A 16,922-nucleotide genomic window follows, 5' to 3' on the forward strand; every position below is an offset into this window, starting at 1 on the left:
CTTCGCCTACAAGACTCCGGACGGCAAGATCACCGGCTTCGACTACGACATCGGCAACGCCCTGTGCGAAGAGATGAAGGTCAAGTGCCAGTGGATCGAGCAGGAATTCGACGGCCTGATCCCGGCACTGAAAGTGCGCAAGTTCGACGCCGTGCTGTCGTCCATGTCGATCACCGAAGAGCGCAAGCGCTCGGTGGACTTCACCGGCAAGTACTACTCCACTCCGGCACGCCTGGCGATGAAGGCCGGCAGCGAGTACACCGACGTGGCCGGCCTCAAGGGCAAGAAGATCGGCGTGCAGCGTTCCTCGATCTACGATCGCTATGCCACCGACGTTTTCGCCCCGGTCGGCGCCGAGATCGTGCGTTACACCTCGCAGAACGAAATCTTCCTCGACCTGGCTTCCGGTCGCCTGGACGCCACCCTGGCTGACGTCGTCAACATCGACGACGGCTTCCTCAAGACCGACGCCGGCAAGGGCTTCGCCCTGGTAGGTCCGGACTTTACCGATGAGAAATACTTCGGCGAAGGCCAGGGCATCGCTGTGCGCAAGGGTGACAAGGCGCTGGCCGACAAGATCAGTGCTGCCATCCTGGCCATCCGCGCCAACGGCAAGTACCAGGAAGTGCAGGGCAAGTACTTCCAGTTCGACATCTACGGCAAGTAATCCTGCTCGGCGCCCGCCCCGTGACGGGGCAGGGCGCCACGTAGGCGATGAGCCTGCGTTTTTTCCGGCTCATCCCTAGGCCCGTTCGGGCTGTTGTTTCCTGTAGAGGATCGCTTCATGTTCAACGGCTACGGCTCGACCATTCTCGAGGGCGCCTGGCTTACCGTGCAGTTGTCGCTGCTGTCGATGGCGGTGGCGGTTGTGCTGGGGCTTATTGGCGCGGCGTTCCGTCTGTCGCCGGTGAAATGGCTGGCCGTCATGGGCGAAGCTTATGCCACGGTGATCCGTGGTATTCCTGATCTGGTGCTGATCCTGCTGATCTTCTATGGCGGTCAGGACCTGGTGAACCGCCTCGCGCCCTTGCTGGGCTACGAGGATTACATCGATATCAATCCCTTCGTCGCTGGAGTGGGCACGCTCGGTTTCATTTACGGCGCCTATCTCTCAGAGACCTTTCGCGGTGCCTTCATGGCCATCCCCAAGGGCCAGGGCGAGGCCGGCCTGGCCTATGGCATGAGCTCGCTGCGCATTTTCCTGCGCATCCTGGTGCCGCAGATGATCCGCCTGGCGATTCCGGGCGTGACCAACAACTGGCTGGTGCTGGTCAAGGCCACTGCGCTGATCTCGCTGGTCGGCCTGCAGGACATGATGGCGCGCGCCAAGAGCGCTGGCGACGCTACCCGTGAACCCTTTACCTACATCCTCCTGGCCGCCGCCATCTACCTGGCGATGACCAGTGTTTCGCTGCTGGTGCTGCGCTTTCTTGAGCGCCGCTACTCGGTCGGCGTGAAATCCGCTGAAATCTGAGGGAGCCACCATGCTTTTCGACTACAACGTGGTGCTCGACAGCCTGCCGCTGTACTTCAGCGGTGTGCTGGTCACCCTCAAGCTGCTGCTGATCGCCCTGGCCTTCGGCCTGCTGGCCGCGGTGCCGCTGGGCCTGATGCGCGTCTCCAAGCAGCCGCTGATCAACTTCCCGGCCTGGCTCTACACCTATGTGATTCGCGGCACGCCGATGCTGGTGCAGCTGTACCTGCTGTACTACGGCCTGGCCCAGTTCGAGGCAGTGCGCGAGAGCTTCCTCTGGCCGTACCTGTCCAACGCCACCTTCTGCGCCTGCCTGGCGTTTGCCATCAACACCAGTGCCTACAGCGCGGAAATCCTCGCCGGCAGCCTCAAGGCCACGCCGCATGGCGAGATCGAGGCGGCCAAGGCCATGGGCATGTCGCGCTTCAAGCTGTATCGCCGCATCCTCCTGCCCTCGGCGCTGCGCCGTGCGCTGCCGCAGTACAGCAACGAGGTGATCATGATGCTGCACACCACCAGCCTGGCCTCGGTGGTGACCCTGATCGACATCACTGGCGCGGCCAAGACCGTCAACTCGCAGTACTACCTGCCGTTCGAGGCCTACATCACCGCCGGGGTGTTCTACCTCTGCCTGACCTTCATCCTGGTGCGCCTGTTCAAGCTCGCCGAACGCCGCTGGCTGGCCTACCTGGCCCCGCGCAAGGCCTGATTTTCCCCGAATTCGCCGAGAGATTCCGACCATGTACAAACTCGAAGTTCAGGACCTGCACAAGCGCTACGGCGACCACGAAGTGCTCAAGGGCGTAACCCTGGCGGCCAAGGCCGGCGACGTGATCAGCTTCATTTGCTCCAGCGGCTCGGGAAAGAGCACCTTCCTGCGCAGCATCAACCTGCTGGAGCAGCCACACGCCGGCAAGATCCTGCTCAACGGCGAGGAGCTCAAGCTGGTGCCGAACAAGGACGGCGCGCTCAAGGCCGCCGACGGCAAGCAGCTGCAGCGCATGCGCTCGCGCCTGTCGATGGTGTTCCAGCACTTCAACCTGTGGTCGCACATGAGCGCCCTCGACAACGTCATCGAGGCGCCGGTGCACGTGCTCGGCGTGCCGAAGAAGGAAGCCATCGAGAAGGCCGAGCACTACCTGGCCAAGGTCGGCGTGGCCCATCGCAAGGGAGCTTACCCTGCGCACATGAGCGGCGGCGAGCAGCAGCGCGTGGCGATTGCTCGTGCCCTGGCCATGGAGCCGGAAGTCATGCTGTTCGACGAGCCGACCTCGGCGCTCGATCCGGAACTGGTCGGCGAAGTGCTCAAGGTCATGCAGAAACTCGCCGAAGAAGGCCGCACCATGCTGGTCGTCACTCACGAGATGGGCTTCGCACGCAATCTGGCATCCCAGGTCATGTTCTTGCACCAGGGGGTGACCGAAGAAACCGGCGCGCCGGCTGATATTTTTGACAATCCGCAAAGCCCCCGGCTGCGACAGTTCCTGTCGGGCAATCTGAAATAGACTCACCATCCGACAGGCTCGGCGTTGGTAGCGGCGCCCACTGGGACCGAAGGCGTTTCTCCCGCCCGCAACCCCGAGGCAGGCCGACCCGATCGCGGGCTGGGCCCTGGCACGTGCCGAGGGACTCGTGACATGCGCATCCCTTCGTATTTCCCGGTCTGGCGGCCCGGACGAGGCAAGCCCCCTCATCCATCACGGCGCAGGCCGACGATCACGACAGTCCATGGAAAGAAGCGCTGGAAATTTTTTTCCTGCCCGCCATCGAACTCTTTGCACCGGATCTGTACACCGTCATTGACTGGTCCGCGCCAGCGGAATTCCTGGACAAGGAACCGCAGACACTGAGCGCCGCCCGGGGCTCGCCCGGCAGTGGCCGGCGATCGGCCGACAAACTGGTCAGAGTCTGCGGCAAGGAGACGGACGATGTCTGGATTCTGATCCACATCGAAATCGAGGGCGGTCCCATGGGACCGAGGCTCATGCCCGGTTCGCGCGGCGGATGTACCGCTACATGACACGCATCGAGGATCGTCACGAAGGATTCAGCCACCGTGCAGGCCGCTCACCCCCGACCCTGTTCAGCCTGGGCATCCCGGCCGCCATCGTGATCATGGCGCAATTACGCGCCTTGCAGTACCAGAACCGATCACGGCGGATGGCGCCCATCGTGGCGCTCGTGCGACTGCTCTACGGATATGGCTATGATCACGGCCAGGTCAGGTCGCTGCTGCGTCTGATCGAATGGATGCTGCGTCTGCCCGAAGCACTGGAGCCGGCCTATCTGGCCGCCGTGGAGCAGCTGGAACAGAAACGCAAGATGCGCTATGTCACGATTGCCGAACGTCTGGTAATGAAACGAGGCCTGGTCAATGAACATCCTGGATGCCATCGCGCTGAATGACGTCTTTCATCGCAGACCTGCGCGCAGACATTCTCGAATGGCAGTCAGAACCGCCGCCGCATCACCCGATGCGGAATCCCCGCATCCATGAAAGTTCCGCCCTCCTCGACAAAACCATGGCGGGCGTAGAAAGCCCGGGCATGCAATTGCGCATCCAGCACGACCTCCGGGTCGCCCCGACGGCGGGCCGCTTCCATCAACGCGCTCAACAAGTGCGACCCGACCCCCTGGCCGCGCCACGCTTTGCGCACGGCCATCCGGCCGATATGGCCATCGGGCAGCAGACGTCCCGTGCCCATGGCCTGACCATCAGCATCATAGGCGATGGCATGCAGGCACTGCGCATCGCGCGCATCCAGCTCTTCTTCCAGCGGCACCCGCTGTTCCTCTACAAAGACTTCCAGACGAATGCGGCCGGCTTCAGCGCCCAGCGCATCCCAGCTGCCTGTCACGACGCGATGATCGCCGAAAAGCCTCGCCCCCCCCTGGCCGACAGACCCGTCCCGTGACGCACCAGGGCCCACAGTCTGCGCCTGCGCGAACACCGAAGAACCGCCCAGGGCGAAATCCAGGACCTCGGGCAGCCAGGCGGCAAAATCCGAAATCCCGTGATCGCTGCCTTCGATGATGCGTTGCCGGCTGCCCGCGAACCGGGCCTGCATTTCCCGCCAGTCCAGGACCTCATCGCCGGTGGCCGCCAGCAGGAAATAACGCGCCGGCCGCGTCAGCACCGGCATGTCGGCCTCGGCCCGCGCCAGTTCCTCGACGTAGCCGGGCAGGAACTCGAAGGGCTCATCGCCATGAAAGGTCCGGTGCGAGCCGACCTGGGTCGCCAGGTCGCGGGCCGCATGGACGACGGGATTGAGCAGCACTGCGCGGCAACCCAGCCGCTCGGCCAGCCAGGTAGCGTAGAACCCGCCCAGGGAAGAGCCGATGACGGTCAAGCGTGCCGCGGCATCATCCCGTGCCGACGCTACCTCCTGCCGCTCCCCCTGGAAACCCGCCGCGGAACTCAAGCCCGCCTGGGCCAGGCTCAGCGCCAGGCTCAACGCCGCCGCCGGGCTGGCAGGCAGTTGCGGACAATGCCAATCGGCGTCCAGGCCACGCTCGGCCATTGCCCGTGCCATCAGACGCACCTTGAAGGAGTCGGGGGAGGAACGGAATCCGTGCAGATAGAGAATCATGACATCCAGGCGGGAAGCTGTCCGGGCACCCGGCGGCGCACGACGGAACCCCAGGCTTCATTGTAAGCAGCCTGCGCAATGCCGGCAGCTACCCACAAGCACCACGACCCGCGTTAAGATCTATCAACTCGATCCGGACCTGATGCCCCGCCATGCCGCTCCTCAAACCGGTCAGCACACTGCGTACCTACGATGGGCAGGCACACGCCCATGCGCATGATCATGCCCAGATCATGGTCCCGCTGTCGGGCCGCATGGAACTGGAAATCGATGGGCACGCCCTGTTCACCGACTCTTCCTGCGGGATGCTGATCCCGGCCGGCGCCCGGCACGCCTACTGCGCCCGGCCTGGCACCCGCATTCTGGTGATCGACGCCCCCGAATCCACGGGTCTGGAACGACTGCGCCGATTCGCCCTGACACCCGCCTGCCGCACACTGAGCGCCCAGGACGATGCCGGTAAGCAGCTGGCCCTGTTGCTGGGCCTGCCTACCGTGCTGTCCTCGCGCCGCGGCCTGGACCTGGCGCAGCTGAACGCGACGCTGACCGAGGCGCTGCACGAGGCCTGGTCCACAGCGCGCATGGCGCGGCTGTTCAATCTCAGTTCGCAGCGCTTTCACACGCGCCTGCTGGAACTGTCCGGCCGCCCCCCGGGCGATTACCTGCGCGCCCTGCGGCTGGAATCTGCCAGCCGGATGCTGGCACGAGGCACGACACTTGAAGCGGCTGCCGCCCGGGTCGGCTACCGCTCGGGCAGCGCCCTGGCGTATGCGCTGCGACGGGACCGCGGTGTCGGCGCACGCGCACTGCGGCGGCCTGTTGCCTGAAACCGAAGTCCCACAGCTCACACGCACGACTCTGACTGACACAGAAACCACGAGCGTTTCTCGACAAACGGCTGCGGCCCACCCTGCCATCATGACGGAATGAGCACGAGATCGAATCCTGCCGCGCCCTCCTCCACCATCCAGCCTTTGCACGGCATCCTGCTGGTACTGTGCGCGGCGATGCTGTGGGGCACCACAGGCACGGCCCAGAGCTTTTCCGACGGAACATTGTCTCCCTACTGGGTGGGCGCCTTGCGTCTGGGGATTGCCGCCCTCTTTTTCCTGGCCTACGCCGGCGCGATCAACGGACTGTCTCACCTGGTCCGCCAGTTGGCCGGACTGGACTGGCGTCGGGCCATTCTTGCCGGCGCCTGCATGGCAGGCTACAACCTGGCATTCTTTGCGGGCGTCAAGATCACCGGAGTCGCGGTGGGCACGGCACTGGCCATCGGTAGTGGCCCGATCTGGGCCGGCCTGCTGCAACTGGCTGGTGGCGCCCGGCCCGGCCCGGGCTGGTGGACGGGTACGCTGCTGGCGGTCGGCGGCGGTGTCCTGCTGGTGCTTGGACGCGGAGGCGACATTCAGGCCGATCCGCTGGGCATCGCCCTGTGCCTGGCCTCGGGCCTGACCTATGCGCTCTACGCCTTGCTGAACAAGAGGCTGGTGCAGCATGCGACACCGGCCGTCACCACTCTGGGCGTGTTCATGGTGGGCGCCCTGCTGGCGCTGCCGGCCGCCGGTTGCTGGGCGGGGCCGGCGCAGATCACGGCCTCGGGCTGGCTGGTGGTGAGTTTCCTGGGCATCGCCTCGACAGGCATCGCCTACCTGCTGTTCACCTCCGGCCTGCGCGGCATCAGCGCTGCCACTGGCGTGTCGCTGGCGCTGATGGAGCCTGTCACCGCCTTTTTGCTGGCCCTGGGTGTGGTGGGAGAACGACCCGGCACGCTGGCCTACGCCGGCCTGGCGGCACTGCTGGCCGGGCTGACCATCGTGATCCGGACCGAGACGCGCTGACCTGACGCACAAGCAATGACCCCCGCCCCATGAGGCGGGGGTCATTGCGGGATTCCACAGCGGGATCAGGCGGATTCGCGCAGACTGCGGCGTCGTTCGTGCTCTTGCAGATGGCGCTTGCGCAAACGGATCGACTTCGGCGTGACCTCGACCAGTTCGTCATCGGCGATGAATTCCACCGCATATTCCAGACTCAGGGCGATGGGCGGCACCAGGTCGATGTGCTCGTCCTTGCCGGAAGCCCGGACGTTGGTGAGTTTCTTTTCCTTGATGGGATTGACCACCAGGTCATTGTCGCGCGAATGAATGCCGATGATCATGCCCTCGTAGACCGGCTCCTGGGGCGAGACGAACATGCGGCCACGCTCCTGCAGTTTCCACAGGGCATAGGCCACGGCAGTGCCGTCATCCTGGCTGATGAGCACCCCGTTGCGGCGCTCGCCCACCCCGCCTTCGCGGACCGGCGCGTAGTCGTCGAAAATATGGCTGATCAGGCCGGTGCCCCGTGTCAGCGTCAGGAATTCTCCCTGGAAACCGATCAGCCCGCGTGCCGGGATGCGGTATTCCAGGCGGGTGCGGCCGCGCCCGTCGGGCTGCATGTCCTGCAGATCGCCCTTGCGCCGGCCCAGTTCTTCCATCACGCCGCCCTGGTGCGTGTCTTCCACGTCCACCGTCAGCAGCTCGTAGGGCTCGCACCGCACTGCGTCGATCTCCTTGAACATCACGCGCGGACGCGACACGGCCAGCTCGTAGCCTTCGCGGCGCATGTTTTCGAGCAGAATGGTCAGGTGCAGTTCTCCCCGGCCGCAGACCTCGAACACCGTGTCGTCATCGGTGTCGTTGACGCGCAGCGCCACATTGGATTTCAGTTCGCGATCCAGGCGGTCACGCAACTGGCGGCTGGTGACGAATTTGCCTTCGCGCCCCGCCAAAGGAGAGGTGTTCACCATGAAATTCATGGTCAGCGTGGGTTCGTCGATGCGCAGCATCGGCAATGCCTCGGGCGCCGCCGGATCCATCAAGGTGCAGCCGATACCGATGTCCTCGATGCCATTGATCAGCACGATGTCGCCGGCTTCGGCTTCGCTCACCAGTTCCCGCTCGAGGCCCTTGAACTTCAAGACCTGATTGACCCGGCCCTTGAAGGGCTCGCCTTCAGGACCGAATTTCACCACCACATCCTGCGCGGCACGCAGGCGGCCCCGGTTGATGCGACCGACGCCGATCTTGCCCACGTAGCTGCTGTAGTCCAGCGAGATGATCTGCAGCTGCAGGGAACCGTCGGCATCGTCATCGCGCTGCGGCACGTATTGCAGGATGGCCTCGAACAGGGGACGCATGTCGCCCGAGCGCACATCGTCGGTCAACCCTGCGTAACCCGACAGACCCGAAGCATAGATCACCGGAAAATCCAGCTGCTCCTCGGTCGCTCCCAGCTTGTCGAACAGATCGAAGGTCGCGTTGACGACAAAATCCGGCCGCGCCCCCGGACGATCGACCTTGTTGACGACCACGATCGGCTTGAGGCCCAGTGCCAATGCCTTGCGCGTGACAAAGCGGGTCTGCGGCATCGGGCCTTCGACCGCATCGACCAGCAGCAGCACGCCATCGACCATGGACAGCACGCGCTCGACTTCCCCACCGAAGTCGGCATGACCCGGGGTATCGACGATATTGATGTGCGTGCCTTCATATTCGACGGCACAGTTCTTGGCCAGAATCGTGATACCGCGTTCGCGCTCGATGTCGCCCGAATCCATGACCCGTTCGGACACCTGCTGGTTGTCGCGAAAGGTGCCGGACTGCCGCAGCAGCTGGTCGACAAGTGTGGTCTTGCCATGGTCCACGTGGGCGATGATGGCCACGTTGCGCAAAGCTCGTTTCATAGAATTTTGTCCTCGGTGGAAACACTGGCCGGACACAGACCGTCCGGCAAGGCATGTAAAGGAATCAGCGCCGTCGCCGGCGCCGCCATGGCCTGCAGGGCATCCAGCCCCACGGCACGCTCGATCGCAAAAGGCCCGACGGCGGTGCGCCGCAGGGCCGAAAGATGCCCCAGGCACCCCAGAAGGCGACCGATGTCCTGGGCCAGGGTGCGCACATAGGTGCCCTTGCTGCAATGCACACGCAACCGGGCGTGGCGGCCATCGCATTCCAGCAGATCCAGCGCATGGATCACGATCCGGCGCGGCGGGCGCTCCAGCTCGATGCCTTGGCGAGCATATTCGTACAGTGGCTTGCCGTCGCGCTTGAGCGCCGACACCATGGGCGGAATCTGCTCGATCTCGCCCCGGAATGCCGCCAGCGCGGTCTCCAGCGCCGGCGCATCCACGCCGGTGAAATCCTCCTCCGCCCGCGCCGTGACATGGCCGGTGAGATCGCCACTGTCGGTTTCCTCGCCGAACGTCACGGTCGCCTCGTAAACCTTGTCGGCTTCCAGCATGGCGGCGGAAATTTTTGTCGCCCGGCCAAAGCAGCAGATCAGCAGACCCGTGGCGAACGGGTCCAGCGTGCCGGTGTGACCCGCCTTGCGGGCGTCCACTGTGCGTTTGGCGCGCTGCAGCGCATGGTTGCTGGACAGACCCTCCGGTTTGTCCAGCAACAGGACTCCGTCGAGCATCTGCCCGCGTCGGGAAGCCATCGTTCAATCCGTCCGGGTGAGTGACGACCGCCCTGTCAGGGCTGGCCGTCCGGGTCTTCGAGTTCGGGGATATCCGACGCGCCCGCCTGAGGGCGGTTGGCCCGATCGATCAGTTGCGTGAGCTCGATGCCACGCGCCAGTTGCGTGTCATGCACGAAGCGCAGGGTGGGCACCGTATGGATGTGCAGCATGCGGAATAACTGCGAATGCAGCCAGCCCGCCTTGTCATTCAGCGCCTGAGCCGCCGTGTCGGGCTCGGCACCCAATACCGTGAAATAGACTTTGGCGTGCGCATAGTCGGCCGACAGATCGACGCCTGTCAGCGTGATCAGACCGGCGCGCGCGACGTCGAGCTCACGTTGCACCAGGGCCGCCAGATCCTTCTGGATCTGGTCGGCCAGGCGCGTATTGCGTCCGGGATTCGGCTTGGATTTATGACGACCCATGATTCATGCCGCGCGATCAGAGCGTGCGGGCGACTTCCTTGATTTCGAAGACTTCGAGCTGATCCCCGACCTGAATATCGTTGTTGCCCTTGAGCGTGATCCCGCAATCGAAACCGGATTTGACTTCCTTGGCATCGTCCTTGAAGCGGCGCAGGGAATCGAGGGAGCCTGTCCAGTGCACCACGTTGTTGCGCAGCAGGCGGACCTGGGAATCGCGGCGCACGAGACCTTCGAGCACCATGCAGCCTGCGATGTTGCCCACGCGGGACACGGTGAAGATCTCGCGGATCTCGACCAGACCGATGACCTCCTCACGACGTTCCGGCGCCAGCATCCCCGACATGGCGTTGCGCACATCGTCGATCGCATCATAGATGATGTTGTAGTAGCGCAGGTCGATCTCGTTGCTTTCGGCCAGTTTCTTGGCCGAGGCGTCCGCCCGCACGTTGAAGCCGATCACCACGGCGCCCGACGCGATCGCCAGATTGACATCGCTCTCGGAGATGCCGCCCACGGCCGCATGCACGACCTGGACACGGACCTCGTCGGTGGACAGTTTGAGCAGCGACTGCACCAGGGCCTCCTGGGAACCCTGAACGTCGGTCTTGACGATCAACGGCAGCGTGCGCACGCCCTCGCCCAGGTTGTCGAACATCGATTCCAGCTTGGCGGCCTGCTGGCGGGCGAGCTTGACGTCGCGGAACTTGCCCTGACGGAACAGGGCGATTTCGCGGGCCTTGCGCTCGTCGTTCAGGACCAGAACCTCGTCGCCGGCAGCCGGAACCTCGGCCAGACCCTGAATCTCAACCGGCGTCGACGGACCCGCCTCGGCGGTGGGCTTGCCGGTGTCGTTCAGCATGGCGCGCACCTTGCCGAATGCCACGCCAGCCAGCACGGCATCGCCACGACGCAGGGTCCCGCTCTGCACCAGGATGGTCGCCACCGGGCCGCGGCCCTTGTCCAGCCGGGCCTCGATGACAATCCCCTTGGCGGGCGCATCGACAGGCGCCTTGAGCTCCAGGATTTCGGCCTGCAGCAGGACGTTTTCCAACAGGTCGTCGATGCCCTGACCGGTCTTGGCGGACACAGGAATGAAAGGCACGTCGCCACCGTATTCTTCCGGCACGACCTCTTCGGCCACGAGTTCCTGCTTGACGCGTTCGGGGTTGGCTTCCGGTTTGTCGATCTTGTTGATCGCCACCACCAGCGGCACATTGGCGGCGCGGGCATGATGGATGGCTTCCTTGGTCTGGGGCATGACGCCGTCGTCGGCCGCCACCACCAGGATGACGATGTCGGTGGCCTGCGCGCCGCGGGCACGCATGGCCGTGAAGGCCTCGTGGCCCGGGGTATCCAGGAAGGCCACCACACCGCGATCGGTCTTGACGCTGTAGGCGCCGATGTGCTGGGTAATGCCGCCAGCCTCGCCAGTGGCGACCTTGGTGCGGCGGATATAGTCCAGCAGCGAGGTCTTGCCGTGATCGACGTGCCCCATGACAGTGACGACCGGCGCGCGCGGCAACGCCTCGGCCTCGTCGGCCGCCTCGGTATCGGCCAGGAAGGCTTCCGGATCATCGAGCTTGGCGGCGATGGCGGTGTGACCGAGTTCCTCGACCACGATCATGGCGGTTTCCTGGTCAAGAATCTGATTGATCGTGACCATCTGGCCGAGTTTCATCAGATGCTTGATGACCTCGGCCGCCTTGATCGACATCTTGTGGGCCAGATCGGCTACGGAGATCGTCTCCGGCACGTGAATTTCACGGGCGATGAATTCGGCCTGCACCGGTTCCTGATGCTCCGCCTGACGGCGGCCCTTGCCGCGTCCGCTCTTGCCGCCCCGTCCACCCGACTTGCCACCGGCGCGCCAGGCATCACGCCCGGCACCGGCTGACAGGGTCTCGGCCTTGGAGGGCTTTTTGCGGCCGTCGTTGGACCAGCTCGAGGACACATCGGAGGTCTTGATGACCTTCTTGCCTTCGGATTCTTTCTTGGTGCCGGTCTTGGTGCCGGCGGGCTTGTGCAGCGTGCCGGTCGTGGCCGATTCCTCGGGCTCGGGCGCGCGCAGGACCTTGCGCGGCTGGCGCATCATCTCGCGCAGCGCGGCGGCCTCGGCCTCGGCGGCGCGGCGGGCGCGTTCCCGATCCGTATTGGCGGGCGCGCGGCGCGCCTTGCCCGGAGTCGCCGAAGGCGCGGATACCGGCGCAGAAGACGCGGGCACGGGCTCGGCGCGCGGCGCCGGCTCGACGGCCGCAGCCGGTTCAGCGGCGGAAGCCTCGGCCTGAGGCGCATCGGACTCGGGCTTGGCCGCCGGAGAGGCGGACTCGGCATTCTGCGAGGATTCAACCAGCTCGGCGACCTGCGGCGCCGGCGTCCCGTCCGCTGCGGAAGCGGCTGCCGGGGCCTCGGACGCCGGAACCTGAGGCGCCGGCGTCTCGGGTGCGGACACCGGAGGCTCGATCCCGGCTGTTTCGGGCGCGACGGGCTCGACCGCCTGGACTTCGGCAACCGGCTCGACCGGGGCCGGGGTCATCGGAGCCTGGGCAGACTCGACCTGAGGCGCGGGCGCCTCGGCAGCCGGAGTCGCCGTCTCCGTCGCGGCGGCCTGAGCGGCCGCCTCCGCACGGGCGGCTTCGACCAGCTCGGAGCGGTCGCGCTTGACCAGCACGCGTTTCTTGCGGACCTCGACCTGGATCGTGCGCGAGCGGCCGGTACTGTCGGCCTGGTGGATTTCTGACGTCTTGCGGCGCGTCAGCACGACCTTTTTGCCCATGTCGGAGCCATGCGAACGGCGCAGGGACTCGAGCAGTGCGCTCTTGTCTGCTTCGGTCACGTCAGCGTTCACCGAATCCAGCTCGACGCCGGCCGAACGGAAATGATCCAGCAGGACGTCGGCGGGCATGTTCAGCTCTTCGGCGAATTGGGCGACGGTGTTACTCGACATTCGACTCTCTCTTTGACTACGTTGAAGGGCGACTCGGTTCGATGCGACGAAGCGATCAGGCTTCGTCGTCCTCGAACCAGTGGGCCCGCGCCTGCATGATCATGTCGCTGGCGGTTTCTGCGGGCAGCCCGGTCAGATCGGCCAGCTCGTCGGCGGCCAGCTCGGCCAGATCGTCCAGCGTGGTGATGCCGTTTTCGGCCAGTTTTGCCACCAGGACTGAATCCATGCCCTGGATTTCCAGCAGGTCGCGCGCGGTCTGCACGCGTTCTTCCTGGGCGATGGCCTCGGTCAGCAGCGCATTGCGCGCACGTGTGCGCAGTTCATTGACGGTATCCTCATCGAAAGCCTCGATGTCCAGCAGTTCCTGCAAGGGCACATAGGCGACTTCCTCGAGACCGGTGAAGCCCTCGTCGATCAGGATGTCGGCGACTTCCTCGTCCACATCCAGCCTTGTCATGAAAGTACGACGCAACTCGGTGCGTTCGGCATCCTGACGGTTCTGGCTTTCCTCGGGCGTCATGATGTTGATCTGCCAGCCGGTCAGCTCGGAAGCCAGACGGACGTTCTGACCACGCGCGCCGATGGCCTTGGGGAGGTTTTCCTCATCGACCACCACATCCATGGCGTGCTTGTCCTCGTCTACGAGAATGGATTCGACATGCGCCGGCGCCAGTGCGCCAATGACGAATTCGGCCGGATCGTCGGCCCACAGGACGATATCGACCTGTTCGCCACCCAGTTCGTTGCGCACGGCCGTGACACGCGAACCGCGCATCCCGACGCAGGTGCCGATCGGGTCGATCCGCTTATCGTACGCCACGACGGCGATCTTGGCACGCACGCCCGGATCACGCGCCGCCGCCTTGATTTCGAGCAGGCCCTGCTCGATCTCGGGAACTTCGTTCTCGAACAGTTCACGGATGAAGTCGGGCGAAGTGCGCGACAGGATGACCTGCTGACCGCGCGCGGCGTGATCGACCTTGAGGACGTAGGCGCGGACGCGGTCGCCAGCGCGGATGTTTTCCTTGGGGATCATCTCAGTGCGCGGCAGGCGGGCCTCGACCTTGCCGATTTCGATGATGCCGTCACCCTTGTCCAGGCGCTTGACCGTGCCGGCGACGATGGTCTCGCCCCGGTCCAGGAAGTCATTGAGCACCTGTTCGCGCTCGGCGTCGCGGATTTTCTGCAGGATGGCCTGCTTGGCCGCCTGCGCGCCGATGCGACCGAATTCGATCGGTTCGAGAGGTTCCTCGATGTATTCACCGACCTCGATCCCCGGCACGATGTCCTGGGCGTCGGTATAGAGTTCCTGGGCGTCGGGTTCCTGCAGGCCGGCCTCGTCGGGCACGATCAACCAGCGGCGAAAGCCCTCGTGCTCGCCGGTCTGTCGGTCAATGGCCACGCGAATGTCCACGTCTTCCTTGAACCGCTTTTTCATGGCCGAGGCCAGCGCGCTTTCCAGAGCGCCGAACACGACATCGCGCTCGACGTTTTTTTCACGCGCCAGGGCGTCGACCAACAGCAGAATTTCGCGACTCATCGCTTCTTACCCTTGAAATCGAGAACGGGGTCCAATCGGGCCCGGTCCACATCGTCAAAAGAAAACGGCAGCGTCCGTGACTGGCCGGACGGGTCTTCCCAGTCCAGGCTGAACACGGGCGACTCATCCCCGCTGACCCGCAGGATGCCCGTAAAGGTCTTGCGGGATTCGACCGGTTCGTGCAGGCGCAGTTCGATGCGCTCGCCGGCAAAACGGACATAGTCCGCCGGGCGGCGCAAGGGTCGGTCCACACCGGGAGAACTGACTTCCAGGCGCTTGTAGTCGATATTCTCGACTTCGAACACGTGCGACAACTGGCGGGAAACCTGCTCACAGTCCTCGATGCGTACGCCTTCAGGACGATCGATCACCACACGCAGGCCCCCCAGGGGCATGCGTTCCACATCGACCAGTTCCACATCGAAACCCAGCAGCGCCTGCTGGGCGACCGTCAAGATATCCGCCATAAAATCCAAAAAAAAGGGGCTGTCCCGCAGCCCTTTGTTCGCCCCGGTCACCCCGAAGCCCATTCAGGAACCGCCGACGGCCCGCCTGCACTGGCTCGCGCATGCATCAAGGCATCCGCAACGCCGCGCCTCGCATGACATGATGCGAAAGGCAAACCCCCGGTGGACACAGCACAAAGGTGCTGTAAAGCCTTACATTATAACAGCATTCTTTTGCCTGAAGACGGTTTCCGGAACCTCTTTTGCGAAATCCCGGCACCAGACACGCATCAGCGGTTCCGGCCCAGGAACCCCAGACGGGACTCGTGCGCGTGCGCGCCCCGGGGCTGGTGCTCGCCACCGCCGCCGCCCGACGGTTTGCGCGAAGCCTTGTTGCCTGACTTGTTCCCGGGTTTGCGGCTGGGTTTTTGCGCGCCCTTGGGCGCGCGGCCCGGCACGGACACCACATCGGCCTGAGCAGGCCCCGCCTCGCCCTGGGCATGCTTGCCGGGCTTGCCGGATTTCCCGGCGCCGGGCTTGCCTGGCCGGGCCGGCTTGCCCGCATGACGGCCCGCAGGTTTTCCGCCGGGCTTGCCCGCATTGCCCTGCCGGGACGGCCGGCCAGCAGCAAACCGGTCCTCGGATTGTCCGTCCGGCGCTTCCTGGCCATGACCATGAAACTGGGATTTGGACGGCTTGCGGCCGGACTTCGCCGCCTGACGAGGCTTGCCACCATCCGGATGCCCGTTGGCCAGCCCGCCACTGATGAGCAGCCCGGTCGTGAACGGGTCAATACCCCCTTTGCGACCGCCGGACACCTTGCCCCGGCGATTCAGACGCGCGCCATTCTGACCGTTCTGTCCCGGCGAGCCAAACCCCGGCGGCAGCGCACTGGCATGGGACAGCGGCTGACACTCGAATTGGCTTTCGTCCTCATCGCCACTGCGCAACAGACCCAGCTGAACCATCAGGGCGCCGACCAGGTCGGAATTCAGTTCATCCCAACGCCCCCGGCGCAGATTGGTCGGCAGCATGACATCGCCGAAACGCGTGCGGATCAGACGGCTGACGGTCACCCCCGCCGCCTGGAACATGCGTCGCACCTCGCGGTTGCGGCCTTCGCTGAGCGTGACGCGGTACCAGCGGTTGCTGCCCTCGCCGCCGATGTAGTCCAGAGAATTGAATTGCGCCGACCCGTCTTCCAGCTCGATGCCGCTGGTCAGGCGCGCCTTTTCCTGTTCGCCCAGTTCGCCCAGGATGCGAACCGCATACTCGCGTTCCGAGCCGTAACGCGGATGAGACAAGCGGTTGGCAAGTTCTCCCGAAGTCGTCAGGATCAGCAGCCCCTCGGTGTTCAGGTCCAGACGACCCACGGACAGCCATTTGCCCGTGCGGATGCGCGGCAGGCGGGCGAACACGGATGCCCGCCCCTCGGGGTCATCATGACTGACGATTTCACCGGCAGGCTTGTGGTAGATGATGATGCGGGGCAGCTTGCCTGCCTTGGGACGCGTCACCAGACGGCCGTTGACACGGACCTTGTCGTCTGGCCCGATGCGCTGGCCCACGTGAGCGGGTTCACCGTTGACGGAGACGCGACCAGCGACGATCAGGTCCTCCATGTCGCGGCGCGAGCCCACCCCGGCGTCGGCCAGGACCTTGTGCAGCTTGGGCATCAGGACGTCACTGTTCAGATAGCGGTCCAGGCGCCGGGCGGTCGGATGCGCATCGTTCAGGTAACTCAGAGCGCGATCGGCCTCTTCGGTCGTGCCCGCGTCAATGGCTTCGGCGGACTCGGACTCGCGAGCCGCCCCCCCCTGGCTGCCAGCCCGCTGCGCATCCCCACGCCGGCGGCGAAACGGTGTGCGCAGCTTGCGCCCGCGTGGCTTGCCGTTTTCCGGCCGATTCTCGGTCGCAGACGGCGTTTCGGGTGCGCTCGTGGCGGCGCCTTCCGGCCTCGTCTCAATTTCTGCTGTCATGGGGTTCGGTGACTCCTACAC

Annotated in this window: 15 protein-coding genes and 1 pseudogene; 7 read left to right on the forward strand and 9 right to left on the reverse strand. The window is 64.8% G+C overall.

Annotation, left to right across the window (positions count from 1 at the left end):
- The 5 genes from ACK5JE_RS01840 to ACK5JE_RS01860 all read left to right on the forward strand — a co-directional run.
- A partial coding sequence (locus ACK5JE_RS01840) for an ABC transporter substrate-binding protein (RefSeq protein WP_416800015.1) occupies positions 1 to 667 on the forward strand: 667 nt, incomplete at its 5' end.
- 117 nt (positions 668 to 784) lie between these two features.
- Positions 785 to 1,474 (forward strand): ABC transporter permease, encoded by a 690-nt coding sequence (locus ACK5JE_RS01845; RefSeq protein WP_416800016.1) that lies wholly within the window; start codon positions 785 to 787, stop codon positions 1,472 to 1,474.
- 10 nt (positions 1,475 to 1,484) lie between these two features.
- Positions 1,485 to 2,183: an ABC transporter permease gene (locus tag ACK5JE_RS01850; protein WP_416800017.1), complete on the forward strand. Its 699-nt coding sequence runs from the start codon at positions 1,485 to 1,487 to the stop codon at positions 2,181 to 2,183.
- 31 nt (positions 2,184 to 2,214) lie between these two features.
- The gene (locus ACK5JE_RS01855) at positions 2,215 to 2,979 is read left to right on the forward strand and encodes an ABC transporter ATP-binding protein (protein ID WP_416800018.1); all 765 of its coding nucleotides are present in this window, start codon (positions 2,215 to 2,217) and stop codon (positions 2,977 to 2,979) included.
- A gap of 511 nt (positions 2,980 to 3,490) precedes the next feature.
- A complete protein-coding gene (locus ACK5JE_RS01860; protein ID WP_416800019.1) occupies positions 3,491 to 3,880 on the forward strand; it encodes a hypothetical protein in 390 nt (129 codons plus the stop codon).
- Between the two features lie 44 nt (positions 3,881 to 3,924).
- Here ACK5JE_RS01860 and ACK5JE_RS01865 read toward each other — a convergent pair whose 3' ends face one another.
- The gene (locus ACK5JE_RS01865) at positions 3,925 to 4,425 is read right to left on the reverse strand and encodes a GNAT family N-acetyltransferase (RefSeq protein WP_416800097.1); all 501 of its coding nucleotides are present in this window, start codon (positions 4,423 to 4,425) and stop codon (positions 3,925 to 3,927) included.
- Between the two features lie 9 nt (positions 4,426 to 4,434).
- A pseudogene (locus ACK5JE_RS01870) lies at positions 4,435 to 5,064 on the reverse strand (YqiA/YcfP family alpha/beta fold hydrolase); the annotation flags it as partial.
- Positions 5,065 to 5,216: 152 nt separating this feature from the next.
- Here ACK5JE_RS01870 and ACK5JE_RS01875 point away from each other — a divergent pair.
- Positions 5,217 to 5,891 (forward strand): helix-turn-helix domain-containing protein, encoded by a 675-nt coding sequence (locus ACK5JE_RS01875; protein WP_416800020.1) that lies wholly within the window; start codon positions 5,217 to 5,219, stop codon positions 5,889 to 5,891.
- Positions 5,892 to 5,990: 99 nt separating this feature from the next.
- Complete coding sequence (locus ACK5JE_RS01880) at positions 5,991 to 6,905, forward strand: DMT family transporter (protein WP_416800021.1); 915 nt, start codon at positions 5,991 to 5,993, stop codon at positions 6,903 to 6,905.
- Between the two features lie 65 nt (positions 6,906 to 6,970).
- On the opposite strand, the gene typA is transcribed toward ACK5JE_RS01880, so the two are convergent.
- From typA to ACK5JE_RS01915, 7 genes are all read right to left on the reverse strand, one after another.
- Positions 6,971 to 8,791 carry a translational GTPase TypA gene (typA, locus tag ACK5JE_RS01885; protein WP_416800022.1) on the reverse strand — a complete coding sequence of 607 codons (1,821 nt, stop codon included), beginning with the start codon at positions 8,789 to 8,791 and terminating at the stop codon, positions 6,971 to 6,973.
- On the reverse strand, positions 8,788 to 9,546 hold the full coding sequence (gene truB / locus ACK5JE_RS01890; RefSeq protein ID WP_416800023.1) for a tRNA pseudouridine(55) synthase TruB: 759 nt from the start codon (positions 9,544 to 9,546) through the stop codon (positions 8,788 to 8,790). Before truB ends, typA begins: the two co-directional genes overlap by 4 nt.
- 35 nt (positions 9,547 to 9,581) lie before the next feature.
- Entirely contained in the window at positions 9,582 to 9,992 is a 411-nt protein-coding gene (rbfA, locus tag ACK5JE_RS01895) for a 30S ribosome-binding factor RbfA (RefSeq protein WP_416800024.1), read from the reverse strand.
- A 16-nt stretch (positions 9,993 to 10,008) separates the two neighbouring features.
- Positions 10,009 to 12,936 (reverse strand): translation initiation factor IF-2, encoded by a 2,928-nt coding sequence (infB, locus tag ACK5JE_RS01900; RefSeq protein ID WP_416800025.1) that lies wholly within the window; start codon positions 12,934 to 12,936, stop codon positions 10,009 to 10,011.
- Between the two features lie 55 nt (positions 12,937 to 12,991).
- Positions 12,992 to 14,476, reverse strand: coding sequence for a transcription termination factor NusA (nusA, locus tag ACK5JE_RS01905; RefSeq protein WP_416800026.1), 1,485 nt, complete (start codon positions 14,474 to 14,476; stop codon positions 12,992 to 12,994).
- On the reverse strand, positions 14,473 to 14,943 hold the full coding sequence (gene rimP, locus ACK5JE_RS01910) for a ribosome maturation factor RimP (RefSeq protein WP_416800027.1): 471 nt from the start codon (positions 14,941 to 14,943) through the stop codon (positions 14,473 to 14,475). Before rimP ends, nusA begins: the two co-directional genes overlap by 4 nt.
- A 269-nt stretch (positions 14,944 to 15,212) precedes the next feature.
- Positions 15,213 to 16,901 (reverse strand): pseudouridine synthase, encoded by a 1,689-nt coding sequence (locus ACK5JE_RS01915; RefSeq protein ID WP_416800028.1) that lies wholly within the window; start codon positions 16,899 to 16,901, stop codon positions 15,213 to 15,215.
- Positions 16,902 to 16,922: the final 21 nt, after the last annotated feature.

Origin of the sequence: Castellaniella sp. (assembly GCF_047971665.1) — a bacterium.
Classification (GTDB): Bacteria; Pseudomonadota; Gammaproteobacteria; order Burkholderiales; family Burkholderiaceae_B; genus Castellaniella.